The sequence below is a fragment of the Cohnella massiliensis genome (assembly GCF_900169535.1).
Lineage (GTDB): Bacteria > Bacillota > Bacilli > Paenibacillales > Paenibacillaceae > Cohnella > Cohnella algarum.
In genome coordinates this window covers 1,929,568-1,954,706 of record NZ_LT821259.1, presented here as the reverse complement: position 1 = coordinate 1,954,706, position 25,139 = coordinate 1,929,568, and the positions used below count along the sequence as shown (strand labels likewise).

Sequence of the window (25,139 nt, the reverse complement as noted above, 5' to 3'; positions counted from 1 at the left end):
AATTAATGATAAGGGCGGGCGAACTAAAAGTCAAGCTGCGTCCTCTCTTCCGCCCGGATAGTGGGTTATTACGCTTTTCGCGCCTCGGCCGGGAACTGTCCGCGATAGGCGTTCGGCGTCATGCCCGTAAATCGCTTGAACATTTTGATGAAGTAGTTGTCGTTTTCGTACCCGACCTGAAGCCCGATTTCGGATACGGGCAGGCGCGATTGCTCCAAACGCCGTTTCGCTTCCGCGATCCGCAGCTGATGGAGGTAATAAATAATGTTCGTGCCGGTCTTTTTCTTGAACAGGGTGCTGATGTACTTTTCGTCCATCGAAACATGGTTGGCCAGCGTTTTCAAAGAGATGAACGACCGGTAATTTTCCTTCATGTACAAAAGCAGCTTGTCGACCTCCTGATGACCGGTATCCGCCCGCAGCAGCGCAACGCTTTCGGACTGTCCCGGCGCCGCCGGCTCCCGTCCGTCTTCCGCCGCTTGCCCTGCGCTCGCTTCCTGTCCTTCGGTACCGACCGCAACGCCGATCGCTTCGCGCCGTCCGTCCGCGAGCCGTTTTCTCAATTCCGCGTCCACCTTGACGAGCGCGTCCACGAGCGATTGCACGTTCATGGAAAGCTTCAATATATAATTGGACGCCCCGTACTCCATCGCTTGGCGCACGTATTCGAAATCGCCGAGGCAGGACAACATGATAAAACGGCTGTCGATGTCGGCCTCCCGCGCGCGCTTCAGCACGTCCACGCCGTTCATTTTCGGCATTAAAATATCGCAGATGACCAGATCGGGCCTCCTCTGCTCGAGAAAAGCGAACGCCTCTTCGCCGTTTCCCGCTTCGCCGACGACGTCGAAGCCGAGGCTCTGCCAGTCGACGATTCTTCTCACCGATTCGCGAACGAATATTTCATCCTCCACGAGCAGCACGCTCCACATGCTTCCCCCTCCCTCCGTTCCTATGCCCCTCGATCGAATTATAGCATGAGGGCCTCCATTTCGGCCGTAATCCCATTCGGCGCGGAGCTATCGTACCATGTCAGCTTCGGCGGGGACAGTAACAAATTCTTGTTTCGGATAGAACGATTTCCGGAATTTTTCGCAAGGCGCGGTTTGAATAGAACATTTTCCTCATTTAAGGGTTCCCTCCGCGATAAACTCCGCCTTTCCGTCAGACTCGCTCCGGTACGGCTTAGACAAGAGCAGAGGCATATAAAACCGGACACGCGTGCCTTGCTCAAGCGGCATGATTTCCAGTCCCGAGCTTCCTTTGAACAGCAGCTCCAGCCTTTCCCGCAAATTGGCGATGCCGATGCCGGGTCTTTTGCGCTCGGGTTTATCGTCCTTGACCCTGCTTCCGGCCGAAATCCCCGCCCCGTTATCTTCCACTTCCAAGACGAGCTTGCCGTCCCGGGACAGCGTCCGGATCGTAATGAGGCCCTTTCGGTCGATTTCCATCAATCCGTGCTGAATGCTGTTCTCGACGAGCGGCTGCAGGCTCAGCTTCGGAATCAAGGCGAATTCCAGGCCCGGCTCCGTTTCGTAACGGACATCGAATTGCTGCTTGTAGCGGAAGTTCTGAATGTAAAGATAGGACTCGATCAACTGCAGCTCCTCCCGGACGTGGATCAGCTCCAGCTCCGAATTCAGCCCCGCCTCCAGCAGCTTGCCCAGGCTCACGCATATTTCCGCGATGTTCGGCTGATTTTCCACGAGGGCCAGCCACTTGATCGTATTCAGCGTATTCAGCAAAAAATGCGGATTCGTCTGCGACAGCAGCACCTGAAACCGGACGGCCTCTTTCTTGCGTTCCTCCGCTTTCAGCTGCCGGACCAGTTCCTCCGTATCCTCCATCATCCGGTTGAACGCGCGCGTCAGTTCCAGCACCTCCCCGCGGCGGTTCGTCTCGGGCAGCTTCACGCGGAAACGCCGGTCGACGGCGCCTGCCATTCTCCGCTGGAGGTGCTGAAGCGGTTTCGTGATCGCCGACGAAATCAATAGCGTAATCGTGATAAAAGCGAGCGTCAGCGATAGCGACACGGTAAAAAAAGACTGCTTCAGCCGGTCGACTTCCGCGTACGTAATTTCGAGCGGAACCTGCTTGATCAGCACTTTGTCCAGCCGGGGAAGCTTCGCGTAGACGTTCAGATTGCCGCCGGACACGTAGTATCCCTGTTCGTCCGGCGCGGAAAACCCGGCCAGCCGCTCGCCGCTTTCCGTTCGTCCCAGCTTGCTGTCGGCCAGGATCGTTCCGTCCGCATCCAGCAGCAAATACGTCTCCTGCAGAAATTGCGTGGACAGGCGAAACCATTCGTACATGTCGACGCTGACGCGCAGAACGGCATAGGGCGCGTTGCCGCGATTTTTGAGCGTTGCCGCGTAAGACAGAAGCTGCGGACTGCGCGACATGTCCCTGCTCGTATAATTCGGTTCCCAATTCCAGACGTAGGCTTTCGGCTGATTCAGCGCCTCCGCAAACCAGGCTTCCCTGGACGTTCGTTCGTAGGACAAGCGCTGAAGCGGCGGGTACGACGCATATACGTTGCCTTTGAAATCCGCGATTGTGTAATAGACCGGCGAAAGACTGATGAACAGGCTGTTCGTGATCGATTTGAATTTGGTATCGATCAGGTAAACCCGCTCCAGGCTGTCGTACCGTTCGGGGTATTGCAGCACGGAAGCCGCCGAATCGTCCTGCTCGACGAGGATGACGGTTTTGTAGACGACGTTCAAAAAATCCTCCAGCGACTGGTTCAACGTCAGCATCGAATCCAGGCTTTGATCGGCCGTCTGCTTGCGCAGCACCTCCTCCACCCGGTTGAAATTGGACAGGTTCAACAGCGTATGCGGGAACAAGATGAAGACGACAAACGCCAGAAACAGGCGGTTTCGGAGCGTCTTGGGCAGCCAGGCCGACGGCTTCAGGCTGCCGAGCAGATTACGAACGGGCATCGGGAAAACACTCCTCTGGCAGAGCTCGGGCAGAGCCGGCCTTGGCCGGTTTTTTCCAGCATAATACGGAGTCGGCTCGCTCGTCTATCGAAAAACCGGCCCTCCCGCGAACGAATGTCCGCGAATGGGCCGGCCGGATCCGAACGACGGCCGAAGCTTCAGCCCTTGACGGCCGTGCCCGACAAGCCTTGAATGATGAACTTCTGCGCGATGAAAAACACGACCAGCATCGGCAGGATGCCGGCGGACGCGGCCGCCATCATTCCGTTGTAATCGACGTTGTATTCGAGAATGAAATTTTGCAGCCCCAGCGGCACCGTATACAGCTCCCGGCTGATCAGAAAGACGAGGGCGTTCTCGAAATCGTTCCAATGCCAGGAAAAATCGATGACGGCCAGCGTGGCCAGAGCGGGCTTGGCAAGCGGGAGCATCATCTGCAAAAAGATCCGCGCGTGGCCGGCTCCGTCGATATAGGCGGATTCGGAAATTTCGTTCGGAATGGAAAGGAAAAACTGCCTCATCATGAAGACGCCGAAAATCGTGATCATGCCGGGCAAAATCAGCGCCCAATGCGTGTTGAAAATGCCCAGCCATTTAAAGATGATGAATTTCGGGACAAACAGCACCTGAGGGGGAATCATCATCATCGCGATATAGAAAACGAACAGCGTGTCCCTTCCCTTGAACGTCACCTTCGTAAAGCCGTAAGCCGCAAGCGCGGACAGCACGGTCGCGCCAATTGTGCTGGTCAACGAAACCTTGAGCGAGTTCAAATAATAGGGCACGAAGCTGGCCGAGCCGGTCCATATTTTCTGATGGTGCTCCCATACGGGATTTGCCGGAATCCAGGAAATCGGGAAATCGAACACTTCCGAAGGCGATTTGAACGAGGTGGAAATCATCCATGCGAACGGCAGCACCGTCAGGATGGCGAAGAAGAGCATGATCAGCGTGATCGCTCCTTTTTTCGCTTTTCGCCATGCCTGCTTTTTCGCCTCCGAGGCGACCTGATCGCGGCCGGAAGCGGCGGCGAATCCGGTTTTCGTTTGCATCGTCGGGCCTCCTCTCTCTTTAGTAATGCACCCATTTTTTTTGACCGAACCACTGGATCGCCGTGATGACGAGGATGACCGCGAACAACGCCCAGGAAACGGCGGCCGCATAGCCGATCTCGTAATAGCGGAACGCCGTCTTGTACACGTACAGCGACAGAATGAGCGAGCTGCTGCCCGGACCTCCCTGCGTCAGCGCTTCGAAAATGCCGAACGTTTTGATGGACATGATCAGTCCGGTCACGAGCAGCATGAACGTGGTGGGACTGACGAGCGGAAGCATGATGCGGAACACGACCTGGCGTCTTCGGGCCCCGTCCATTTTCGCCGCCTCCAGCAGCTCCGGCGAGATTTCCTGAAGCGCCGCCAAATAGATGATCATATTGTAGCCGAGCATGAACCAGATCCAGATAATGTCGATGGCCGCCATGACCGAATCCGGCGACGTCAGCCAGCCCGGAGGATTTTCGATTCCGATGCTTCTCAGCAGCCCGTTGATTGGCCCCAGCTTCGGCTGGAACAGCAGCATCCAGACGAAGGCGACGGCAACGCCGTTCGTAATGTAGGGCAAAAAATACAACGCCCGCAGCAGCGATTTCAAATAGACCGAACGGTTGAGCACGACCGCCACGAGGAACGCTAACGCGATGGAAACGGGAACGCTCGCCAGAAACAGCGCCGTATTGGCGAGCGACGTATAAAACTGCTCGTCATGGAGCAGCCGCTTGATGTTGTCGAACCCGACAAAATGAAACACGGGGCTTGCGAACTGCCAGTCCGTGAACATCAGCACGGCCGATACGGCGGCCGGGATGACGAAGAACAGGACCACGCCGAGCAGATTCGGCGCAATGAACGCGGAACCGACCCAAAACTGTTTTTTGCGCATGGTTTTTCGCTCCAATCCCGAAGCGAAGGGCAGAGGATCCCCAGCCGGTCCGCCAGCGACGGCATGTTCCGGACCTTGACGAGCCCCTGCCCCTCCCTTCTTATGATCCGTTTTGCTTCAAAAATTCGTTATGGCGTCTGGCGATGTCCGCGAGCGTCGTTTGGACGTCCTTCTTGCCCGTAAAGAAATTCTCGTATTCTTCCTGCCGCAAATCCATGACCTGCTGCGGGAGGGAGCGCGAATATTTGACGTCGTCGTTAAACAGCACGCGCTTCAGCGACTCCTGGTCGTACGTATCGGCGTTTTCGCCCAGCAGCAGCTTCATCGTATCGTCGGCATCGACCGCCTTGGAAGCCGGAAGCCGTCCGCCGGGAACCATCGGGAGCATGCCGCCGTCCGCATACCACTTCAAAAACGTCCATGCCGCGTCCTTATGCTTGGAATTCGCGTTGATTGAAATCGCGTCCCCGGTGCCGCCTCGCGTCACGTAATCGGCCGGGTCCTCCGCAAGCCGCGGAACGGGCGCGAAAGCGATTTTGAACGTTCGCGGATTGTCCTTCATATTGTTCGAGCTGCGGAAAATCCACGTTCCGGCGTTCAGCATGGCGGCTTCGCCGCTTAGAAACACCGTGTCCACCGGCATTTTGGACGTCACCTGCTCCGCGTAAGGCACGGTCGTCCAGCCGTCGTCCATCATCGACTTCAGCGTTTCCATCCATTCGCCGTAAAGCGGGTGATCCATATGGGACGTTCCGTCGGCCTTCGTATAGCCGAACTTCATCGACACCGAGTCGAGCGGATCCGGGAACGGCTCCGTATGCTGAACCAGCCCATAGCGCTTGTCGCCTTTCAACTTTTCCGCATACGCTTTCATCTCCTGCCACGTCCATTCCTCCGGCAGCGGCAGGCCCGCTTCGTCCAGCAATTCCTTGTTGAACCAGACGAAGAAATTGCTTTTTACGGTCGGCATTCCGTAATACTTGTCGTCGATTTTCCATTCGCCGGCTCCGGGGATGTTCTCGTCGATGTCGTAATCGGAATAAGCGCTCAAATCCAGAGCGAACCCGGCGTCGACCCGGCGCTGAAGCAGCGTCTTGGAGTAGCTGACGAACAAATCCGCGTCCTGTCCCGTGGCGAGCGCCGTATCGAGCTTCAGATTGCCGGCGTCGTCGTTGACGAACCGCTCGTACTTGACCTGAACGTTCGGATTTTCGGCGTTCCAGGCGTCGACGACCGCTTGCGGACCGGACTCCGCCGGCACGCCCCCCCACATCGTCAGCGTAATTTTCTCGTCCGGATTAGCCGAAGACGCCGCCGGCGTGCCGGACGCATTCGCCGAGCCGTTCGTCGTCCCCATGCCCGTCGAGCAGCCCGCGAGCGCCGTTCCCATCATGACCGCCGCGAGCAGCGCCGCCATCTTTTTCTTGAGCAACGATATCCCCTCCGTCAATTGCGTATGTTTCATTCGCATCTCTACTGTACCACCCGTCCGGCGGACCGGTAACGAAGGATTTCTTCTATTGAGTAGAACGATGTCGCGAGCTTGCGCGGGTCGATCGCACGATTTCCATTTTCGCGCCCTCGCCGATTCCCTAATACGGACAAAAAAAAGAAGAAAGGGCTCACCCTTTCTTCCTCTTGTTGGCGAAGCTGAAGCCGATGGCGGCAACGAGCAGCAGAGCGGCGGCGCCGAGAATCCAGACGGACAAATCCGATGCGTTGCCCCCGCTTGATGCGGCGTTCTCTCCGCCTGCCTCCGGGCTTGGAGAAAGCTGCGCCTCCGATGACGGCGACGCCTCGGATGCGGCCGGCGATTCCACGGCGTCGCCTTGCTCGGGAGCGGTCGCAGTCGGGACCGCCGATTCCGCGGCAGTGTCCTCCGTTGCAACCGGCGATTCCGGGGGAGCCGCGATGCGCACTTCAAACGAAGATTCCCCTTTGATCGCGTGCCCGTCCGCCCCGATGATGTGCCATTGCACCGAATACGTTCCGTTTCGCGCGAGCGGCTGCTCGAATACGCCCGTTATCGTCTCGCCGTTCGCCCCGGTTTCCTTGAACGGCTGTTCCGCGCCCGACGCATCCGTCACTTTCAAACTGACAAGCTCGACCGTCGTATTGACAGCAACCGAAACTTCCGGCAGCGGGGCCTCGACGACCTCGGCATCTCCCGGGACGACCGTTTCCGCGGTCGAGTGGGCAAAAACGAAGGCCGGAAACGCGAATAACCCGATAAGCAGCAACCACGAAACCGCGTTAAAGCGACTTTTCACGAAATTCCCTCCTTGTTCGAAACCATAGAATAACACACCCGCATCGTTTGCGAATGACCCTTTCGGGCTATAGCCGCAAAAAAAGAACCGCCGCAGCGGTTCTTTCGCCAGTTTGGAGATGCGCTTTTAAATCACGGGCTTTTGCGCGGACGGGTCCGTCTTTCTCGGCGCCCAGCTCTGAATGCCGTTGTCCTCGATAATGCCGATGCCGACGTCGACGATGTCCGATTCGAGCAGCAAGCTGTCCCGCACTTTGAATTTGATGTCGTCGGCATCCGCCAGCGTCATGCCTTTTTTCAGCTCGAGCATCGCTTCCACATGATAATAGCGGCCTTCCTGAAGAATGCGCATCGACGGGATATCCGTCACTTCGGGATGGGAAAAAATGATTTTCGACACTTTGTCCTCGACCTCGGGCGGCGCGGCGACGCCGATCAGGCCGACCATGTTGTCGTAGCCCACTTTAAAGGCGACGAGAAACATCAAGCAGCCGATCAAAATGGAAGAAATGCCGTCAAGCAGCGCGAAGTTCGTAAGCGAGGTGACGACGACCGCGATCAGCGCCAGCAGCGCCCCCGACGTCGCGACAAGATCTTCGTAAAACACGAGACGCGTCGGCGGCGCCGCGCGCCCGACGTTGCGAAACGCGGTCGGAACGATCGCCATCCCTTTCGCATGGCTCTGGGATTCGTGGACGATCTCCTTCATCGCCTTGAACAAAATAAAGCCGTCGATCAGAATCGCGATGAGCAAAACGATAAAATTCAGCCAAAAACCGTGAGATTCGGTCGGCGGATGGGCCAGCAAATGCAAGCCTTCGTGAATCGTCTCGTAAGCCATGATCGTCACGACGACGACGGCGACCATGCAGAACAAATTGATGACGCGGCCGAAGCCGGTCGGAAAGCGCTTGGTCGGCTTTTTCTCCGCGAGCACGCTGCCGGCGAAGACGAACGCCTGGTTGATCGCGTCGGCGATCGAATGCATCATCGAAGCGAACATCGCTCCGCTTCCGGTCATCGCGGCCGCGATCCCTTTTACAATAGACAATCCGGCATTTCCGAGCGCGGCCGCTCCGGATGACGTATTCCCCTTTTTGACCAGTTGCCAAAAGCCTTCCTTTTTCCCGTCCGAGTTCATGGCGAAGCTTCCTCCCGATGGTAAGTTGCGATTAGTATTTGCTGTTGAACTCCAATTCATCAGAAATGATTTTCTTTACATTCCAGCTTTTTCTTTTCGCCAAAAGTCGACCGATTTCCTGCCGGCTCGAACCGATAATTTCCACGGCGGGTTCGGATCGTCACCCCCTCCGGGAAGCCGAAGTATATTAACTTTGAGGTGAGGATCGATGAGAGTTACCGAACGCCGGTTGGCCGAACATACGGCCTACGAAACGCCGTATTTCGTCATCGAGGCGGAACGCGGCGGCCCCGCGTTTCTCATTACGGCGGGGATTCACGGCAATGAAAGAGCAAGCGTACGCGCGGCGGAAAAGCTGACGCGAATGTTCGGCGACGGCACTCTCCATTTGCGAAGGGGAACGCTCCTGATTGTTCCCGTTGCGAACCGAAAAGCCTACCGCGAACGAGTTCGCGGCGTTCCGGACCTGAACCGCCGGTTTCCGCGCCGGCGCGGCGAGTCCGCAAGCCATCCGCTGGCCGCCGCCATCTTTCGTTTGGCCAAGCGCGCGAAGCCGCGCTGGGTTCTCGATCTTCACGAGGCGAACGGACTTTCCAGCCTCGATCCGCGGCGAATCGGGCAATGCCTGCTTACCGATCCCGATAATCGGGCCGTTCCCGCCGTAAAACGAATCGTCCGGAACGCGAACCGCGCGATTTCCCGCAAGAAAAACCGCTTCACCGTTCGATTGCGCGAAAAGCCCGGCTCTTCGCGCACCGCCGCCGCACGTCTGCTGCGCGCAAGAGCCGTTACGGTCGAGACCTCGTGGGACCTCCCGTTTTCCTCCCGCGTGAACTACCAGACGGACATGGTCCGGCAATTTTTATCCGAGGCGGGCATGTGCTGACCCACCGGACCGACAGCCGCTTGCGAGCTTCACTTCGGGAGGCGGGAATAGGATTTTCGTTTATGCAGCGAAACGGACCGGTAGGAGGAGGCAAGCCGTTTCCGCTTCGATTCCGTCAGGCCGGAGACGCCCGTATGAAGGCTGACGTTGAGCGCCTTGCGAAATTCGAAAGACCCGGGGTAACGGGAGGCGACGAAATTGCCGTACGTCTCGAATTCGGAGAATGCGAACGGGCGCTTCAGATCCATGCTTTTTAAAATCGCAGCGTACCACCGGTCTTTATGCCTGTGCTCGATCGTTTTTTTCAAATGCGCGACTTTTTCTTTATCGAACAGCATGTAGTGCGTGACGAACGACTTGCGCGAAACCGGATCGCCGCCCATCAGCTTGCGGTACGTGCGAAAATATTCCGGCTGGCTCCAGTTGCGGTAATAAAAGATCGTCCTCCCGTCCGGGGTCCGAAACGCATGGGGTCGAATGAGCACGGTATCCGCGTCGATGACGAGATAATACTTGCTCGCCCCCAGTCGGTCGCTGCCCAGCTTGAGCAGCTGCTGAAACAGCCATCCGGAGCGTTCCCAGCGAGCGGATCTGTACCGAATGTCCTTTTTGGCGATCGGAAGGACGGCGTTCTCATGGACGAAGGCGCAGTTTTTGCGGGCGCACAAAGCGCGCATTCGTTTCGTATCCGGCGCGATGATCATGAATTTGCCGATCGGATGCTTGACCATCCTCCTCACGCTGTCGATCACATGCGGAAGCGTCCCCAGATCCTTTTCGATCGCGGGTATGATTACGTCGATTGTCGAAAGCTTCATTCTCTCATCTCCGGTGGCTTTAGGATTTTGCAATATCCTATGTCGCCTCCGGCCGCGCGTTCATGCCTTTGCTTCGGCAAGCGGAACATTTTCGCGGCAGCGGCTTCGGCACGAACATTCCATGCGGTCGGCCAAGACGGCCGCGCCCGGCTTCTGTTTTACGCGACCGCAAAAAGGGGAATAAAAACAATGGGACAACCGAAGCTGTTTCCGCTCGCGCGAGCGAAAAACGAGGAGGCTTGACGATGGCAGCGCGTTTTGAAAACAAAGTCGTTTTGATCACGGGAGGCGGCTCCGGCCTGGGGCGCGCATCCGCGATCGAAGTCGCGAAGGAAGGCGCCAAGCTGGCGCTGGTCGACGTCAACATGGAAGCGCTGGAAGCAAGCAAGGCGCTGATCGGGGAGCAGGCGGAACAGACGGACGTGCTCCTGCTGAAAGCGGACGTTTCGGACGAGGAAGCCGTCAAAGGATACGTGCGGGAGACGATGAGCCGCTTCGGCCGGATCGACGGCTTTTTCAACAATGCCGGGATCGAAGGAAAACAGGCGCCGACCGAGAACTACGACAGCGCGATATTTTCCAAAGTGATCGACATCAATCTGAAAGGCGTGTTTTACGGGATGAAGCACGTCCTGCCCGTCATGAAGAAACAGGGCAAAGGCTTCATCGTCAACACCTCTTCGGTCGGCGGGATCCGGGCCGTCATGAATCAAGTCGCATACGGGGCGAGCAAGCATGCCGTCGCCGGCATGACCAAGGACGCCGCGATCGAGTACGCGGAGCACGGCATCAGCGTCAACGCGATCGCCCCCGGCGCGATTTTAACCGATATGGTCATAAATTCCTTCAAGCAAATCGATCCGGACGACTGGCAGGGCGCTTCCCGGGAATTCGTCAAGGACAATCCGGCCAAGCGCCTGGGCGACCCGCTGGAGGTCGCGCGGCTCGTCGCGTTCCTGCTGTCCGGCGAAGCCCCGTTCCTGAACGGCGCGATCATTCCGATCGACGGCGGCCAGTCCGCCAAATATTGACGAACGCCGCAAACGCAACGTCGCGCCGGCACGCCCGTGGAATTAGAAAACCGCCAGCGGAAACTGACGGTTTGAGCGGTGTATTAATCGCCAAATTCGACATTATGATACACTTGCTGAACGTCTTCCAAATCTTCGAGCGTGTCGATCAGCTTCTCGAATTGGGCCAACGATTCGGCCGGCAGCTCGACGTACGTTTGCGGCAGCATCGTCAGCTCCGCGACGGTAAACTCCGTAATCCCGGCGTTTTTAAACGCTTCCTGAACCGCATGGAATTGATCCGGATCGGCGTAGACGATCGCCGTGTCTTCTTCCTCGATGACGTCGCGCGCATCGACATCCGCTTCCAGCAAAATTTCAATCGCCTCGTCGGCCGACTTGCCGTTCACTCCGATGACGGCCGTATCGTCGAACATATAAGAGACCGATCCGTTAACGCCCATGTTGCCTCCGTTTTTGTTGAAGGCGGAGCGAACGTCCGCGGCCGTCCGGTTCACGTTGTTCGTCAGCGCGTCGACGATGACCATCGAGCCGTTCGGACCGAAGCCTTCGTAACGAAGCTCGACGTAGTTTTCGTCGGAGGCTCCTTTGGCCTTTTCCAGCGCGCGGTCGATAATCGCCCGCGGGACGTTGTACGTTTTGGCCCTTTCGAGCACGACCTTCAGCGCGCGGTTCGCTTCCGGGTCGGGCTCGCCCTTGCGCGCCGCCACGTAAATTTCAATGCCGAATTTCGCGTAAACCCGGCTCGTATTCGCATCTTTCGACGCTTTTTTCTCTTTGATATTATTCCATTTGCGTCCCATTCTCGGATCCTGCCTTCTCTTAATTTTACTTTTCCCATTATACAACAAAGAAGCCGGGAGGGCGACAAGCTCCCGGCAATCGAACGCGTCTACGGCTCAAACTGCTTTTGCAACTCCTGGCTGAGTCCGTTCAGCCGCTTGATCTCGTGATCGACCTCCATCGCCGCTTGAATCAAGATGTCGCTTTTCGCGGACAACTCGTCCATCGCCGATATCCCTTGTTCGATCACCGACGCGATCTGGTTCATCTCGCCGGTAACCGCGGACGAACCGTTATTGACGGCGGTTATCGTCTCGTAAACGGTCGAGATAAACTGCCGCAGCCGCTCGATCAACTGCCGGATTTCCCGAAAATCGTCCGCGAACTCCATGATAAACGCGCTGGATTGGCGAACCGCCGCCTGTCCTCGTTCGACCAGCGAAAAGTTGAACCGGCTTTCATCCTGAACGGAGGTCAGCATGTCCTGGATTTCGTCGGCCGCGCGGCGACTTTGATCGGAAAGCTTCCGGATTTCGTCCGCCACCACGTTGAATCCCCGGCCGTGCTCGCCCGCTCTCGCCGCCTCGATCGTGGCGTTCAAGGCAAGCAAATTCGTTTGCTCGGCGACCTCTTGAATAAGCCCGATCATGCTTTGCGCCCGAACGACCGATTGCTTCAAGGCGTTCATCGATTCGAAAATTTCGGCCATCGACCGGAGCACCTCTTCGTTTTGCGCCTGCAGCCGAACGACCTTCTCATGGCTTTCCGCCGCCGCCTCCTCCGTCGCCGCCGCGTTTCTTCGCATTTCCTCCGATGAATCGATCGCGTTTTGAATGGAACGGTTAATCGTATCCAGGCTGGTCTCGATCTGCTCGACCGACAAAATCTGGTTTCCCAAGCCCCCGATCACTTCTTCGAACGCGGCCATCATCTCCCGGTTTATCCGCACGTTCGAATCGGACTTTCCCGTCACGATTTCCGACGAAGCGCGAATGTGGTCCGACAAGCCCTCGACCTGCCGGATCAGGCGGCTCCGGCTTTCTTCATGCCGCCTTTTCTCCTCTTCCAGCTGGGCCGTAATGGTTTGCTTCGACCGGATTTGCAGCATCGTGGCGCTCGACGTCAGAATAAGAAATCCCGCATGGACGACCAGCATCAAAAAAGGATAGGAATCGGTCCCGAACACGAGCCGCGGCGCGAAAAAAAAGCCCCAAACATGCTGAACGGCGAACAGGGCGGTCATCATCGAAACGAGCTTGATATTTTCAAAGTAGGCGACGGCGGCGATCACCATAAAGATGGAGAAGTGGAATTCGACTCCGCCGCCGCTCCCGCTGATCATCGAGATGCTGGAAAACGTCAGCGACAACGTAATGACAAGCGGCAGCAAACGATGGTCCCGATTGCGCAAAAAAAGGAACACGCCCCATCCTAAAACAAGCATGGAAACGATTAAGAGCGCGTATTGTCCCCCGGCCGGTCCCGGAGCGGCCGTAGCCTCTCCGTGGCCCGTTCCGTGCCGGAACGGATCCATCGTTTGCGCGAAAATGAAGATCGCCGCGTTGATCGCCGCGGCGGCGAAGGCCAATTGAAGCATCAAGCGATTTTTTTTGTCTTGCATGAAAATGGGTTCTTCCTCTCGTTGAAGTCGGTGTGTCGCTCTATTAAAGAGGATACAATGCCCATCTGAAATATTTTTGAAAAAAAGAAACCGCCCTTTCGTCGGGCGGTTTCCGATGCTCGCGGCGACTCACGGGAACAGGTCCGTTACCGCTCCCTTGGCCGCGGAAGACACGAGCTTCGCGTATTTGGCCAATGCGCCGGAGGACGCTTTCAGCGGCGGCGCGCACCAGGCGTCAGCCCGACGTTCCAGCTCCTCTTCCGAAACCTCGAACGAAAGTTTCTGCGTTTCGCTGTCGATCGTTACAATATCGCCCTCTTGAAGCAGCGCGATCGGACCGCCGTCTTGCGCTTCCGGAGCGATGTGGCCGACGACGAAGCCGTGCGACCCGCCCGAAAATCTTCCGTCGGTCAGCAGCGCGACTTCGCCGCCCAGGCCTTTGCCGACGATCATGGCCGTCACGGAAAGCATTTCGGGCATCCCCGGGCCGCCCTTCGGTCCGCAATAGCGGATGACCAGCACGTCGCCTTTGCGGATTTTGTCTGCGACGATCGCTTCCGTCGCCGCTTCCTCGCTGTCGAACACCCGTGCGGGTCCGGAAAATCGCGTCCTCTTCATCCCGGACATTTTCGCGATCGCGCCTTCCGGCGCCAGGTTCCCCCGGAGCACGACGAGCGGCCCCGTCGGCTTCAGCGGCCGCTCGAACGGCTGAATGATCGCCTGCTCATCGCTCAGCGGCGCCGCGTCCGCCAAATTTTCCGCCAGCGTTTTCCCCGTCACCGTAAGGCATTCGCCGTGAAGCAAGCCTTTCTCCAGCAGCAGCTTCATGACGCCGGGCACGCCGCCGACGTCGTTCAGGTCTTGCATCGCGTATTTGCCGCTCGGCTTCAAATCGGCCAGATGCGGAACTTTGACCCGGATGCGCTCGAAATCGTCGTACGTCAAATCCACCCCGACCGAATGCGCGATGGCGATCAAATGCAGAAAAGCGTTGGTCGAACCGCCGAGCGCCATGACGACGGCGATCGCGTTTTCGAACGCTTTTTTCGTCATGATATCCTTCGGATAAATCCCTTTTTCGAGCAGTCGGAGCACGGTTTTCCCGGCTTCCTCGCATTCCGCCGCTTTATTCGGGGAAATGGCGGGAGCCGAGGACGAACCGGGCAGGCTCATGCCCATCGCTTCCGCGGCCGCGGCCATCGTATTCGCCGTATACATGCCCCCGCAGGAACCGGGACCTGGACAAGCGCTGCATTCGACTTTGTGCAGCTCGTCCTCCGTCATTTTGCCGTCGTGATATTTTCCGACCGCTTCGAACGCGGTGACGATATCGACCTTCCGTCCGTCCATATTTCCGGGCTGAATCGTTCCTCCGTACACGTAGACGGCCGGCAAATTCAGGCGGCCGATCGCCATCAGGCAAGCCGGCGTATTTTTGTCGCAGCCGCCGATCGCCACCACGCCGTCGAAACGCTCCGCGTTCGTCACGATTTCGATCGAGTCCGCGATCGCTTCCCGGCTCGGCAGCGAGAAGCTCATCCCCGCGTGCCCCATCGAAATGCCGTCGGACACCGTTATCGTATTGAAAATAAGAGGAGCGCCCCCGGCCAGCCTTGCCCCTTCCTTCGCGCGCTTCGCCAAATCGTCGATGTGCATGTTGCAGGGCGTCACTTCGCTCCATGTGCTGGCAATGCCGATCATCGGCTTCCGAAAGTCCTCGTCCCCGAACCCGACGGCCCGAAGCATCGCGCGGTTCGGAACCCGGTTGACGCCTTCGCTGATCACCTTGCTGCGAATCCGCAAATCTGGATTTTCAGTCATTTTATTCATCCTTTCCGCTTTAGATTAGCGCGTGCAGCTCGTGCATCGGACGGATCAGGTTTTGCTTCATCATGCCGGATGCCAGCCCGGAATCCCGCTTTTCGAGCGCGGATATAATCGCGGCATGCTCTTCCACCGATGCCTGCGTCGCCGTCACGGGCTGCTTGAGGAACACGTACTTGAATCTGCGAATGTGAATTTGCAGCGATGCGCTGTAGGATGCGACGTACGGATTGTCCGACGCGTCCACGACGACGTTATGGAACTGCTCGTCGAATTCCATCGCCTGATAAGGCCGTTCGCTTTCGATCGCCTCCGCGAACCGGGCGTTGAGCTCCTTCAACGTCTCGATCTGTTCCGGCACGATCAGACGGGCCGCATCCTCGGCCGCCAGCGCGTGCAGCGCCGCAAGCGTCGGATACAGCTTGAATATATCTTCCTTCTCGATGCTCGTGACGCGCGTTTCCTTGCCGGGAAACATGGCGACCAGGCCTTGCACTTCCAGCAGCTGAAGCGCCTCCCGGATCGGCGTCCGGCTGACCGCCAGCGATTCCGCAAGCTCCGCATCGATCAGCTTTTCCCCCGGACCGAGCGTCCCGTCGATAATCCAGCGCTGGATTTGGGAAAACGCGCGTTCCTTGGCCGACATTCGAATCGGCGACGAAAAATTGGGCGGGATCGGCATTTGGATCCTCCTTTTCGAATTTGTTATATGCAATATATCGCATACATATATTGATTTCAATAGTTTTTTTCCGAGTTTACTCCATTGCGTGCCTCTGTTTGCGTTTGGATGCTTGAAATGAGTCACCGCGACTCAACTGGATTCAACTGGATCGCGCGAGAGCAGCAAAACTCCTTTAGGAAGACGAAGAACTTATCCATTCAGATAGGCAGCACAAAGCCCGCCAGGCTTCGCCTGACGGGCTCGCAATTTTTAACCTATTCCCGCATTTCCGGCAGCGGCGTCCGTTACATGAGAAACGTACCGATGACGATCGACGTCCCGATGATGATCGACCTCAGAAGTTGGGCGACGGCCAAATTACCTTTGGCGATTTCGTCGCAAACTTTGAATTTCGGCGTCAGGAAATCGAAAATCAAATAGACGAGGCATTGAATGACGATGCCGACTCCGGACCAGACGATCATGGCGAGCCAGTCGTCCGAGCCGAAGGACACCATCGCGACGATGATGCAAAGCCCGAGAAGCTTGCTTCCCATGTACAGCCCTGCCGCTTCGTTGCCTTTGGCGATTTCCTCGCCGTCGTCGAACCGGGTCAGCTTGCCGAACGCGAACGCTCCGACCAGCAGCACGATCAGAAGAATGCCGATCCCGATCGCCACGTTCAATAAATCGATTCCAAAATCTTTCATCCCACAGTTCCTCCCTTATGGATAATCGCCGGACAGTAATACGCCATATCCCCCGTAATTTTGCCGCCAACCCGGGGCAGCAGCCCGCAATAGCGCCCGCCGACGACAAACGCCCCCGTCAGCAAATAGCCGGTATACGGCCCGTCCTCCGTCTCGATCGTAAGCTCCTGCATCGGAAATAGCCGCTGGTACATTTTCGGCTGGCGCTCGTAATATTGCCGCGTTTCCGGCGTCTCGCCGTCTTCGGCGCCCCACTCGTCCAGAAGGAGGCGCCCCGCGTCGTCATACAGGGCCGTCCCTTTGCCTTCGCGTCCCCAATACCCTTTGGCGACGTAGGGCGTTCCCGTCCGAACGAAAAGCGTATTCTCGTAATATGCGGGGAGCAAATACGTTTCGATCGTCTTCGCGTCTTTGGCATCGAACAGCTGAAATCCGCAGTACGCTTCGGTTTCGTCCCGGCGTTCGTACAACGACCAGATCAAAGCCATGAATCCTTTGCTCTGCGTTATAATGCTCTGAGCCGGATTGATCAGTCCGAGCTTGCCCAACTCGACCAGCTTCAGCAAATGGCGGCCGACCGGTTCCCCCGTTGCCTCCTCGGTATCGTGAACGAGATATTCGAGCGGGTACAGCCGGTACAAGATCGAAATTCGCTCGCCGTTCAAATAAAGGCCGTCGCCCGGCACGATTTCCAGCTCCTCCAGGGGAGCGTACGCCGTGCGATAACCCGCTTCGCCGACCGCGTTCCGCACGTACTCGACGTTGATCCGATCCTCCAGATGCCAGCCGTAGCTGGAAAAAACGATCAGCCCGTCGAGGCCGTTCGAGCGGTAGTGTTCGATAAGCTCTGCAAAAGCGGTCCGTATTGCCGATCGCATCCCGCCGGACGTCGCGGGATGCGGCGAATGCCGCTTCGCCAGCTCGCACGCCAAATAAGCCGTTTCCGGGACGCCTGTCGGCGTATCCGTATTGTTTTCGATGCATTTCATTCCCGCCTCGTTCACGATCCAGTCCTGGCGAGACAGGCCGTGAAACGGAACCTCCACCCGGGCTGCGGCGAGCAGCGCGGGATGAAGGCCGAGGTACGTTTTCAAAAAGGAATCGGGCAAAAAACGCTGGGCGAACCGCATCGCTTTCCAAAACACGTTGTCGACGCTCTCGGCCGCCGCGCGAATCGCTTCGACCTCCGTCTCCCCGTAATGAACGAAGGACGGCACGCAGTACTCCTTGCCGTACATCCGGTGGTAGGGAACGGCATCCGCAAGCTCGTCCCGGAACACTTCATCGTGGGAAAGTCCGATTCGGCTTATCCGGTTTATCCGACTCATGCGGCCTAGCCTCCCGAACTGCTCGTACCGCCGCTGCCGAAGCCTTTGAAGGCGCTTTTCTTGGACTTGGAGCCGTAATAATAGCCGCTGCCGCCGTCATCGTCCTCGCACACTTCATAATCGTCGTCGCAGTCGTCCGCCAGCGAGCCGCATCCCGTCAAGGCGACCGGAACGCTGAGCAGCAGCGCGAACGTAAGCATTTTCGTCCCGTTTCCCGCTCCTTTTCGAGATTCGTTTTCCCCGGCAGAGGCATGCAAAGATTCTGCCCTATCCTTCATCGGACGATGTCCTCCTTCATATAAAAGACAACCTTGTTTCGGTCCGCGTCAAAAACGGAATAAATCGTTTCGTGCGTGCGGCCGTTAGCGACGACATAATGGTCCAGCAGCAGCCGGGCGATTTCGAGCGGGTCTTCCGGCGCCGCGACGGGCTCCCCGCGGCGGAACCTGCGCCCGTCCCAATGCAGAAATTCGGCTTCGGGAGCAGGCTCGGTGTCGCAATGCTCCGACAGCGGCGGCTCGATTTGCGGCCCGTACTTCTCCAGCTCGCGACCTTCGAACGGCTTGACGTAAATCGTATGCAGCCGTCCTTCTTCGGACTCGTGCGAGGAGTGCTCGAACAGCCGATTTCGCAGCACGGTCGCGTTGACCAGTTTTCGCATGAACAGGTCGTCGCTTCCGACCGGCAGCTCCAGCAAATCCCGGACGACTCTCTCTTCCGCGTTCGACCATTCGCAATAGCGCAGCATGCGGACGATGGACATCGTTAGCGCGCTCCTTCCGTCATTTTTCGGTAAACTTCCGTATCGCAAACAACGCATAGCCTTGCATCATAATCGGCCGATAACTCGAGAATCCATACTAATTATACGACAAGCAATAAATCCGTTAGCTTTAAATTTTTATAAAATCGACAAAAAACTCCCGCCTTCTTCGGAAGGCGGGAGCGTTCGCGCCGGTCCCTTAACCGGCAATATATCATTTGTTGTGTCCAGCATGTCGGGCCGCTTACCCGCCAAACGTCCGGCCGATCCGGCTCAGCGCCTCGTCCAGGATGCTTCGCGGACAGCCATAGTTAAGCCGCATAAAGCCTTCCCCTCCTTCGCCGAAAATCGGGCCGGGGCTAAGCAGCACCTTCGCTTCCTGCTTCATCCTTTGCTCCAGTTGCTTGTCGTCGCCCGACAGATCCCGGAAGTCGAGCCAAGCCAAATAGCCGCCTTCCGGCTTGAGGTAACGGACGGACGGCAGCGTCCGGGCCAATTCCTCCGCGATTCGCTGCGCGTTTCCGTCCAGGTAAAGAAGCAGCTCGTCGAGCCACTGCTCCCCTTCCGGAGAATAGGCCGCCGCCGTCGCCGTCAATCCGAGCACGTTCGCTCCCCCTACGTGGAACAAATTCAGCTGCTTGTCCAGCTTCTTTTTCAGCTCGGGATTCGGAATGATCAGGTTGGAGGTTTGCAGGCCCGGCACGTTGAACGTTTTGCTTGGCGCCGTGCAAACGATCGACAGCTCCGCGTATTCCTCGCCGAGCGACGCAAACGGAATGTGCCGCGAGCCCGGCAAAATCAGATCGCCGTGAATTTCGTCGGAGACGACGACAATGCCGTGTCTGCGGCAGATGTCGCCGACCTGGCGAAGCTCCTCTTCTTTCCAAACGCGGCCGACCGGATTGTGCGGACTGCACAAGATCAGCAGCTTCGTTTCCGGGTCGGCCGCCTTGCGCTCCAAATCCGCCAAGTCCATGCGGTAGTAGCCGTTTTCCGAAACGAGCCGGTTGTTGAACAATTTCCGGCCGTGGCTTTCGACCGCCTCGCGGAAGGGCCCGTAAACGGGCTCCTGAATGATGACGCCTTCTCCCGGCTCCGTAAGCGCCAATACGAGAAAATTGAGCGCGGGCACGATCCCCGGCGTGATCGTGATCCAATCCTTTTGAATGCTCCACCCATGGCGTTTCCGATGCCAGTAAATAACCGCGTCGTAGTAGGCCGAATCGGCGAACGGATAGCCGAACACGCCGTGGGCGACCCGCTCCTGCAGCGCGGTCCGAACCGCCTCCGGCGCGGCAAAATCCATATCCGCCACCCACATCGGCAGCGTGCCGTCCGCTTTTATGAACGAGAGAAATTCCGGGTCCCATTTGACCGACCTCGTGCCTTCCCGCGGGATGATTCGATCGAATTGTTCCTTCATGATGCGATCCTCCTATGTCTCGAATAAAATCGTCCCGGTCAATGACAAATCGTAGCCGGAAATGGCTCCCAGCTCCTGTCTGAAGGCGCCCGACCGCAAAATCGAAAGCAAGGCTGCGATCCGGGACTCGTTTTCGGGCGTTTTTAACGCGACCAGATCGTAACGTTCCCGGATGAGCGGAATGAAGTCGACCTGCCCGACGATCGCCGCGGCCTTCTCCGCCCCTACGCCGACATCCGCATCGCCGGAGGCGACTTTGCCGGCGACGCCGATGTGATTCGTCTGCTCGTCGCCGTATCCGGCAACCGCGCCCGGCGAAATGCCGCGAAGCCGAAGCTGCTCGTCCAGCAGCACCCGGGCTCCCGAGCCCTTTTCCCGGTTGGCGATCCGCAGCCCGGGCCGCCCAAGGTCGTCCCAATTCTCGATCTTGAGCGGATTTCCGGCCCGTACGTAAAAGCCTGCGTTTCGGACGAGCAGATGGACGACGATATAAGAAAACCCGGTCAAAATTTTGCGGATGTAAGGCAAATTGTATTCGCCCGTATCGCCGTCCAGCAGGTGCGTGCTGACGATGTCCGCTTCTCCGCGGTACATCGCGATCAGGCTGTCCAGACTCCCGGCGTAAGAGCGCAACGGACGGCCGAATTCGCCGCTCTTTTCCAAATAGTTGGCCAAAATATCGAGACTGACGTCCTGCCCCGTAATGACGAACGGACGACCGGCCGCGCTCGCCGCCGGAATCGAACGGGCGGCGTTGTCGGGAGAAGGCTGAACGCTTCCGCTCATTTTCCCTTTCGCCTTCCGTTTGTACGCCTCCAGATCCGAAGCGTCCACTCTCATCTGCTTGCCGACTTTATAGGAAGGCAGCTCGCCTTTTTTGATGAGATCGTATACGGTGAGCTTGGAGATTTTGAGCAGCTTCGCCACTTCTTCCGTCGTGTAGGATGTGTCGCTTGTCATCGGAACGCCCCTTTGCCGAAACCTCGATAAATCCCATTTTACCATATTTACAGGATCAAAGAACGGAAGATATAATATCATCAATTATAACTAAATATAACTAAACATCACTTTGGAGGGCATTTCATGTTCAATTTCGTTAAAAACGGTTCCGCTCTTTGCGCTCTTCTCGCCTTCGGGCTGCTTGCCGCCTGCGGCTCGAATGCGAACACGGCCGGCCCGAACGAACCCGCAGCCGAATCTTCCGCTTCTTCCGCCGAAGCATCCGGAAAAACCGTCGAGCTCACCGTTTCCGCCGCCGCGAGCCTGACCGACGCGCTTTCCGACATCGAGCGATCGTTCGAAGCCGCGCACCCGAACATCCGCATCGGCTTCAACTTCGGCGCATCCGGCGCGCTGCAGCAGCAAGTCGAGCATGGCGCTCCGGCCGATCTGTTTTTCTCCGCCGCCGCCAAAAACATGCAGGCGCTCGTGGACGGCGGCTATATCGAAGCCGACCGGCAAACCGATCTGCTCGCGAATTCGCTCGTCGTCATCGTGCCTGCGGACGGGACGGCGACCGTCGCGCAAGAAAGCGATCTGACGCGGGACGCGATCAAGAAAATCGCCGTCGGCATTCCGGAAAGCGTGCCGGCCGGCAGCTACGCCAAGGAAGCGCTGACGCGCGCAGCGCTATGGGACGAGCTGCAGCCGAAGCTGGTGCAGGCCAAGGACGTGCGTCAAGTTTTGCAGTACGTGGAAACGGGAAATGCGGATGCGGGCTTCGTCTACCGGACCGACGCCATCGGCTCGGAAAGCGCCCGGATCGCCTTCGAAGTCGATCCGGACGCTTATTCCGCGATCCGCTATCCGGTCGGCATCGTCAAGACGACGAAGCATGCCGCCGAGGCGGAACTGCTATACGATTACCTGCTGTCCCCGGAGGCCGGCGAAATTTTCGAAAGCTACGGATTTGCCGCGGCAGGGCGGCCGTAGCCGATGATCGATTGGCAAGCCTTCTGGGAGCCGGTGCGCCTTTCGCTGCAGGTGGCGCTCCTGTCCGGCATCGCCGCTCTCGTCCTCGGCACCGCCGCCGCCTGGCGGATGGCCGGAGCAACGTTTTTCGGCAAAAGCCTGCTGGAAACGGCGTTCATGCTTCCGCTCGTGCTGCCTCCCACCGTCGTCGGCTTCATCCTGCTCGTCGTGCTGGGGCGTAGAAGCCCGATCGGGAAAGGGATCGAATGGCTGGCTTCGGCCCCGCTTCTGTTTACATGGTGGGCGGCGGTCGTCGCTTCCGTCATCGTCGCGTTTCCGCTAGTTTATCAAACGATGAAAACCGGTTTTTCCTCGATCGAACCCGAGCTCGAGGATGCCGCGCGCTCGGCCGGCGCCGGCGAGTGGCAGGTTTTTCGCTACATTACGCTTCCGCTCGCCTTCCGGTCCCTGCTGACCGCGTTTATATTAGGGTTCTCGCGGGCGCTCGGCGAATTCGGCGCGACGCTCATGATCGCCGGCAACATTCCCGGCAAAACGCAAACCGTGCCGACCGCCATCTATGTCGCCGTCGATTCCGGCAACACCGCGATGGCCTGGGCATGGTCGGTCGCGATCGTCGCGATTTCCTATGTCATGTTGCTGCTGGCGGGCAGAAAAACGCGATAACGCACCCGGCTCTGCGAAAGGCAGCGCGCGGGTGCGTTTTTTCTTGAGACTGTCCTTTAAGGCGGCGAAGCTGTTTTTACTTCGGCTTACGTGTTTTTCCGAAATACCGGTTTTGCGGTCGTCCCGCGCTGGGGCAGGAAAAAATCGCGTTCGACGTCCCCCGCCGCCAGGGGCCGGCTGTAGTAATAACCCTGGATTTTCCGGCAATCGTTGGCGGTCAATATATCGAGCTGGTCCTTCGTCTCGATGCCTTCGGCGATGACTTCCATGTTCAGGTTTTGCGCCATCGAAATGATCGTCGCGACGATCGCTTTGTCTTTATTGTTGAACGTGATGTCGCGAATGAAGGAGCGGTCGATTTTGACTTTATGAATCGGCAATTGCTTCAAATAACTGAGCGAGCTGTACCCCGTTCCGAAATCGTCCAAGCTGATCCGCACGCCGATTTCCGTCAGCTCGTTCAGGATTTCAATCGTTATTGAAGGGTTCATCATCATGCTTTCCGTGATTTCCAGCTCCAGATACCGGGGTTCAAGCCGGGTTTCCTCCAAAATCTGCCGGATGTAGGTCGTCAAATGCGGCTGATGAAATTGCTGCGAAGACAAATTGACCGATACGGGAATGAGAGGCCCCCCCCGCATTGTGCCATTCCTTCATTTGCCTGCACGCCTCGCGAAGCACCCAGGTGCCGATCTCGTAGATCATGCCCGTTTCTTCGGCAATGGGGATAAACTGTCCCGGCGACACGACCCCTTTGACCGGATGCATCCATCGCACCAGCGCTTCGACGCCGATCATCGCGTCGTCCTCGGTGCGGATTTGCGGCTGGTAGTGAAGCGACAGCTCTTTTCGTTCGAGCGCCTTGCGCAAATCGGCTTCGATTTCGACCCGCGATTGCAGTTGCGAGTTCAGCTCGGACGAGAAAAAGCGGAAGCCGTTTTTCCCGCGGTTTTTGACCTCGTACATCGCCATATCCGCGTTTTTCAGCAATTGAACCGCATCGGTTCCGTGATCGGGGTACAACGCGATCCCGATGCTGGCCGTCACGTAAAAATCGTTGTCCTTCAGACGGTACGGAAGGCCGAGCGCAGCCACGATCCGCTCCGCCAGCTCCTGCATCTGCTCGATCCGATGGCCGTCGAACAGCAGCGTAAATTCGTCGCCGCCCATTCGGGCAAGAGTAGCCTCGAACCCGTCCATGCAGCGTTGAATCCGTCCGCACACATCCTTAAGCAGCTGATCGCCGTACGTATGGCCGAGCGAGTCATTGATCAATTTGAACCGGTCGATATCCAGGACCATGATGGCAAAGCCGGTCTGTTGCGCCATTGCCGAATCGATCCTTTGCGCAAGCAAGCGGTCGAACATCCGGCGGTTGGGCAAACCCGTCAGCTCGTCATGATAGGCCAGGTGATAAATTTGCTCCTTGGCCCGCTTTTCCGTCGTAATGTCCCGGAACATAATGTAGATTCCCGCCGCCTGATCGTCGACCGCGATCGGGACGTTGCTCACGCTGAGCTCCAGCCTTCGCCCATCGCCGCGCACGATGGCGGTTTCCGTATTGAACGAGCCCCCCCGGAAGGCCTGTTCGAACAGCTTCGCCAGTTTGTCGCGTTCCTCCTCCGGCGCGATGGAGAGAAGCACGGAGGCCGGCTTATTGTAAAAATAAGACGGCTTCATTCCGGTAATGGCGGAAGCTGCCGGATTGAATTCGACGATCTTCCCCTCCATATTGACGAAAATAACGCCCTCTTGCGTATTCTCGTAAAGCGATTTGTAGCGTTTCTCGCTGCGCTTCACTTCCGAGTCTTTGCGGGCGAACCGGTTGGAGATGACGATTCCGCCAAGCGACAGACCGAGGGTCAAAATCGTACCGGCGACGATGACGTAGGCCAGCAATTGCTGATCGAGCACCATCCCCGAAGCGAGCGCCGACTTTTCCCCGTGTTCGAAACGGGCGGCCGCCATCCCCGTATAATGCATGCCGACGACCGCCGCGCCCATAATAAGGCCGCTGCCGGCTTTTTTCCAGCTGTCGCGCTTCCCCTGTCCTTGCCGGAAATAGAACGCCAGCCACAGCGCCGCGTACGACGCGGCCAGCGCGATCGCGATGGAAGCCGCGAACAGCAGCGGATCGTAGGTGATATCGATGAGCATGGCGCTCATTCCGATATAATGCATCGCCGTTATGCCGGATGCCAGCAGCGTTCCGCCGACGAACAATTTGCCGAGCGACAGGCTGCCCGTACCGACGACGTACAGAGCGATAAAGGACGCCGCGATCGCGGCCAACACGGACACGAACACGAGCCACAAATCGTAGGCGACCGGAACGGGAAGCGAGAAAGCCAGCATACCGACGAAGTGCATCGACCAGATGCCCATGCCCAT

The 25,139-nt window shown here is 57.8% G+C and carries 22 protein-coding genes and 1 pseudogene; 4 read left to right on the top strand and 19 right to left on the bottom strand.

Annotated features, from left to right (window positions below; genetic code table 11):
• Window positions 1-68: 68 nt before the first annotated feature.
• From B7E11_RS22875 to B7E11_RS22845, 7 genes are all read right to left on the bottom strand, one after another.
• A complete protein-coding gene (locus tag B7E11_RS22875) occupies window positions 69-932 on the bottom strand; it encodes a response regulator (protein ID WP_080839197.1) in 864 nt (287 codons plus the stop codon).
• A gap of 192 nt (window positions 933-1,124) precedes the next feature.
• Window positions 1,125-2,945 carry a cache domain-containing sensor histidine kinase gene (locus B7E11_RS22870; protein WP_080839194.1) on the bottom strand — a complete coding sequence of 607 codons (1,821 nt, stop codon included), beginning with the start codon at window positions 2,943-2,945 and terminating at the stop codon, window positions 1,125-1,127.
• 158 nt (window positions 2,946-3,103) lie between these two features.
• A complete protein-coding gene (locus tag B7E11_RS22865; RefSeq protein WP_080839191.1) occupies window positions 3,104-3,997 on the bottom strand; it encodes a carbohydrate ABC transporter permease in 894 nt (297 codons plus the stop codon).
• A 19-nt stretch (window positions 3,998-4,016) separates the two neighbouring features.
• Window positions 4,017-4,886 carry a carbohydrate ABC transporter permease gene (locus B7E11_RS22860; RefSeq protein WP_080839189.1) on the bottom strand — a complete coding sequence of 290 codons (870 nt, stop codon included), beginning with the start codon at window positions 4,884-4,886 and terminating at the stop codon, window positions 4,017-4,019.
• A 100-nt stretch (window positions 4,887-4,986) separates the two neighbouring features.
• On the bottom strand, window positions 4,987-6,318 hold the full coding sequence (locus B7E11_RS22855) for an ABC transporter substrate-binding protein (protein WP_245809794.1): 1,332 nt from the start codon (window positions 6,316-6,318) through the stop codon (window positions 4,987-4,989).
• Between the two features lie 190 nt (window positions 6,319-6,508).
• On the bottom strand, window positions 6,509-7,156 hold the full coding sequence (locus B7E11_RS22850) for a copper resistance CopC family protein (protein ID WP_176220860.1): 648 nt from the start codon (window positions 7,154-7,156) through the stop codon (window positions 6,509-6,511).
• Window positions 7,157-7,282: 126 nt separating this feature from the next.
• Window positions 7,283-8,296 carry a cation diffusion facilitator family transporter gene (locus B7E11_RS22845; RefSeq protein WP_080839182.1) on the bottom strand — a complete coding sequence of 338 codons (1,014 nt, stop codon included), beginning with the start codon at window positions 8,294-8,296 and terminating at the stop codon, window positions 7,283-7,285.
• A gap of 208 nt (window positions 8,297-8,504) precedes the next feature.
• Between B7E11_RS22845 and B7E11_RS22840 the strand changes: the two genes are divergently transcribed.
• Window positions 8,505-9,182 (top strand): succinylglutamate desuccinylase/aspartoacylase family protein, encoded by a 678-nt coding sequence (locus tag B7E11_RS22840; protein ID WP_080839181.1) that lies wholly within the window; start codon window positions 8,505-8,507, stop codon window positions 9,180-9,182.
• Window positions 9,183-9,211: 29 nt separating this feature from the next.
• Here B7E11_RS22840 and B7E11_RS22835 read toward each other — a convergent pair whose 3' ends face one another.
• Entirely contained in the window at window positions 9,212-10,000 is a 789-nt protein-coding gene (locus B7E11_RS22835) for a DUF6492 family protein (RefSeq protein ID WP_080839179.1), read from the bottom strand.
• A gap of 245 nt (window positions 10,001-10,245) precedes the next feature.
• On the opposite strand from B7E11_RS22835, the gene B7E11_RS22825 reads away from it, so the two are divergent.
• Window positions 10,246-11,031 (top strand): glucose 1-dehydrogenase, encoded by a 786-nt coding sequence (locus tag B7E11_RS22825; RefSeq protein ID WP_080839176.1) that lies wholly within the window; start codon window positions 10,246-10,248, stop codon window positions 11,029-11,031.
• 83 nt (window positions 11,032-11,114) lie between these two features.
• Here the strand turns inward: B7E11_RS22825 and B7E11_RS22820 are convergent, their stop codons facing one another.
• The 10 genes from B7E11_RS22820 to B7E11_RS22775 form a co-directional block, all read right to left on the bottom strand.
• On the bottom strand, window positions 11,115-11,834 hold the full coding sequence (locus B7E11_RS22820) for a YebC/PmpR family DNA-binding transcriptional regulator (RefSeq protein WP_080839174.1): 720 nt from the start codon (window positions 11,832-11,834) through the stop codon (window positions 11,115-11,117).
• An 89-nt stretch (window positions 11,835-11,923) separates the two neighbouring features.
• A complete protein-coding gene (locus B7E11_RS22815) occupies window positions 11,924-13,435 on the bottom strand; it encodes a methyl-accepting chemotaxis protein (protein ID WP_080839173.1) in 1,512 nt (503 codons plus the stop codon).
• 129 nt (window positions 13,436-13,564) lie between these two features.
• A complete protein-coding gene (ilvD, locus tag B7E11_RS22810; protein ID WP_080839171.1) occupies window positions 13,565-15,256 on the bottom strand; it encodes a dihydroxy-acid dehydratase in 1,692 nt (563 codons plus the stop codon).
• Between the two features lie 19 nt (window positions 15,257-15,275).
• A complete protein-coding gene (locus B7E11_RS22805) occupies window positions 15,276-15,941 on the bottom strand; it encodes a GntR family transcriptional regulator (protein ID WP_080839169.1) in 666 nt (221 codons plus the stop codon).
• A 287-nt stretch (window positions 15,942-16,228) separates the two neighbouring features.
• A complete protein-coding gene (locus B7E11_RS22800) occupies window positions 16,229-16,633 on the bottom strand; it encodes a DUF350 domain-containing protein (RefSeq protein ID WP_080839167.1) in 405 nt (134 codons plus the stop codon).
• Window positions 16,630-17,961: a glutathionylspermidine synthase family protein gene (locus tag B7E11_RS22795; RefSeq protein WP_080839165.1), complete on the bottom strand. Its 1,332-nt coding sequence runs from the start codon at window positions 17,959-17,961 to the stop codon at window positions 16,630-16,632. The genes B7E11_RS22800 and B7E11_RS22795 overlap by 4 nt, the downstream gene beginning before the upstream one ends.
• Window positions 17,962-17,966: 5 nt before the next feature.
• The gene (locus B7E11_RS22790; protein WP_240353387.1) at window positions 17,967-18,239 is read right to left on the bottom strand and encodes a hypothetical protein; all 273 of its coding nucleotides are present in this window, start codon (window positions 18,237-18,239) and stop codon (window positions 17,967-17,969) included.
• Complete coding sequence (locus B7E11_RS22785; protein WP_080839163.1) at window positions 18,236-18,724, bottom strand: hypothetical protein; 489 nt, start codon at window positions 18,722-18,724, stop codon at window positions 18,236-18,238. Before B7E11_RS22785 ends, B7E11_RS22790 begins: the two co-directional genes overlap by 4 nt.
• 244 nt (window positions 18,725-18,968) lie before the next feature.
• Window positions 18,969-20,147, bottom strand: coding sequence for a MalY/PatB family protein (locus tag B7E11_RS22780; protein ID WP_080839161.1), 1,179 nt, complete (start codon window positions 20,145-20,147; stop codon window positions 18,969-18,971).
• 12 nt (window positions 20,148-20,159) lie between these two features.
• A complete protein-coding gene (locus tag B7E11_RS22775) occupies window positions 20,160-21,107 on the bottom strand; it encodes a substrate-binding domain-containing protein (RefSeq protein WP_080839160.1) in 948 nt (315 codons plus the stop codon).
• A gap of 126 nt (window positions 21,108-21,233) precedes the next feature.
• On the opposite strand from B7E11_RS22775, the gene modA reads away from it, so the two are divergent.
• Window positions 21,234-22,082 (top strand): molybdate ABC transporter substrate-binding protein, encoded by an 849-nt coding sequence (modA, locus tag B7E11_RS22770; RefSeq protein ID WP_080839158.1) that lies wholly within the window; start codon window positions 21,234-21,236, stop codon window positions 22,080-22,082.
• A 3-nt stretch (window positions 22,083-22,085) separates the two neighbouring features.
• Window positions 22,086-22,748, top strand: a complete 663-nt coding sequence (gene modB, locus B7E11_RS22765; protein ID WP_080839156.1) for a molybdate ABC transporter permease subunit — start codon at window positions 22,086-22,088, stop codon at window positions 22,746-22,748.
• Window positions 22,749-22,834: 86 nt separating this feature from the next.
• Here modB and B7E11_RS22760 read toward each other — a convergent pair.
• Window positions 22,835-25,103 (bottom strand): annotated as a pseudogene (locus tag B7E11_RS22760) (putative bifunctional diguanylate cyclase/phosphodiesterase).
• Window positions 25,104-25,139 lie beyond the last annotated feature (36 nt).

What these genes read in the sequence shown, in the direction of transcription:
- B7E11_RS22835 (WP_080839179.1), bottom strand. Translation starts at nt 10,000, where the DNA reads ATGAAGCTTTCGACAATCGACGTAATCATACCCGCGATCGAAAAGGAT.
- B7E11_RS22800 (WP_080839167.1), bottom strand. Translation starts at nt 16,633, where the DNA reads ATGAAAGATTTTGGAATCGATTTATTGAACGTGGCGATCGGGATCGGC.
- B7E11_RS22825 (WP_080839176.1), top strand. Translation starts at nt 10,246, where the DNA reads ATGGCAGCGCGTTTTGAAAACAAAGTCGTTTTGATCACGGGAGGCGGC.
- ilvD (WP_080839171.1), bottom strand. Translation starts at nt 15,256, where the DNA reads ATGACTGAAAATCCAGATTTGCGGATTCGCAGCAAGGTGATCAGCGAA.
- B7E11_RS22840 (WP_080839181.1), top strand. Translation starts at nt 8,505, where the DNA reads ATGAGAGTTACCGAACGCCGGTTGGCCGAACATACGGCCTACGAAACG.
- B7E11_RS22865 (WP_080839191.1), bottom strand. Translation starts at nt 3,997, where the DNA reads ATGCAAACGAAAACCGGATTCGCCGCCGCTTCCGGCCGCGATCAGGTC.
- B7E11_RS22775 (WP_080839160.1), bottom strand. Translation starts at nt 21,107, where the DNA reads ATGACAAGCGACACATCCTACACGACGGAAGAAGTGGCGAAGCTGCTC.
- B7E11_RS22780 (WP_080839161.1), bottom strand. Translation starts at nt 20,147, where the DNA reads ATGAAGGAACAATTCGATCGAATCATCCCGCGGGAAGGCACGAGGTCG.
- B7E11_RS22820 (WP_080839174.1), bottom strand. Translation starts at nt 11,834, where the DNA reads ATGGGACGCAAATGGAATAATATCAAAGAGAAAAAAGCGTCGAAAGAT.
- B7E11_RS22860 (WP_080839189.1), bottom strand. Translation starts at nt 4,886, where the DNA reads ATGCGCAAAAAACAGTTTTGGGTCGGTTCCGCGTTCATTGCGCCGAAT.
- B7E11_RS22815 (WP_080839173.1), bottom strand. Translation starts at nt 13,435, where the DNA reads ATGCAAGACAAAAAAAATCGCTTGATGCTTCAATTGGCCTTCGCCGCC.
- B7E11_RS22805 (WP_080839169.1), bottom strand. Translation starts at nt 15,941, where the DNA reads ATGCCGATCCCGCCCAATTTTTCGTCGCCGATTCGAATGTCGGCCAAG.
- modB (WP_080839156.1), top strand. Translation starts at nt 22,086, where the DNA reads ATGATCGATTGGCAAGCCTTCTGGGAGCCGGTGCGCCTTTCGCTGCAG.
- B7E11_RS22785 (WP_080839163.1), bottom strand. Translation starts at nt 18,724, where the DNA reads ATGTCCATCGTCCGCATGCTGCGCTATTGCGAATGGTCGAACGCGGAA.
- B7E11_RS22870 (WP_080839194.1), bottom strand. Translation starts at nt 2,945, where the DNA reads ATGCCCGTTCGTAATCTGCTCGGCAGCCTGAAGCCGTCGGCCTGGCTG.
- B7E11_RS22790 (WP_240353387.1), bottom strand. Translation starts at nt 18,239, where the DNA reads ATGAAGGATAGGGCAGAATCTTTGCATGCCTCTGCCGGGGAAAACGAA.
- modA (WP_080839158.1), top strand. Translation starts at nt 21,234, where the DNA reads ATGTTCAATTTCGTTAAAAACGGTTCCGCTCTTTGCGCTCTTCTCGCC.
- B7E11_RS22845 (WP_080839182.1), bottom strand. Translation starts at nt 8,296, where the DNA reads ATGAACTCGGACGGGAAAAAGGAAGGCTTTTGGCAACTGGTCAAAAAG.
- B7E11_RS22795 (WP_080839165.1), bottom strand. Translation starts at nt 17,961, where the DNA reads ATGAGTCGGATAAACCGGATAAGCCGAATCGGACTTTCCCACGATGAA.
- B7E11_RS22875 (WP_080839197.1), bottom strand. Translation starts at nt 932, where the DNA reads ATGTGGAGCGTGCTGCTCGTGGAGGATGAAATATTCGTTCGCGAATCG.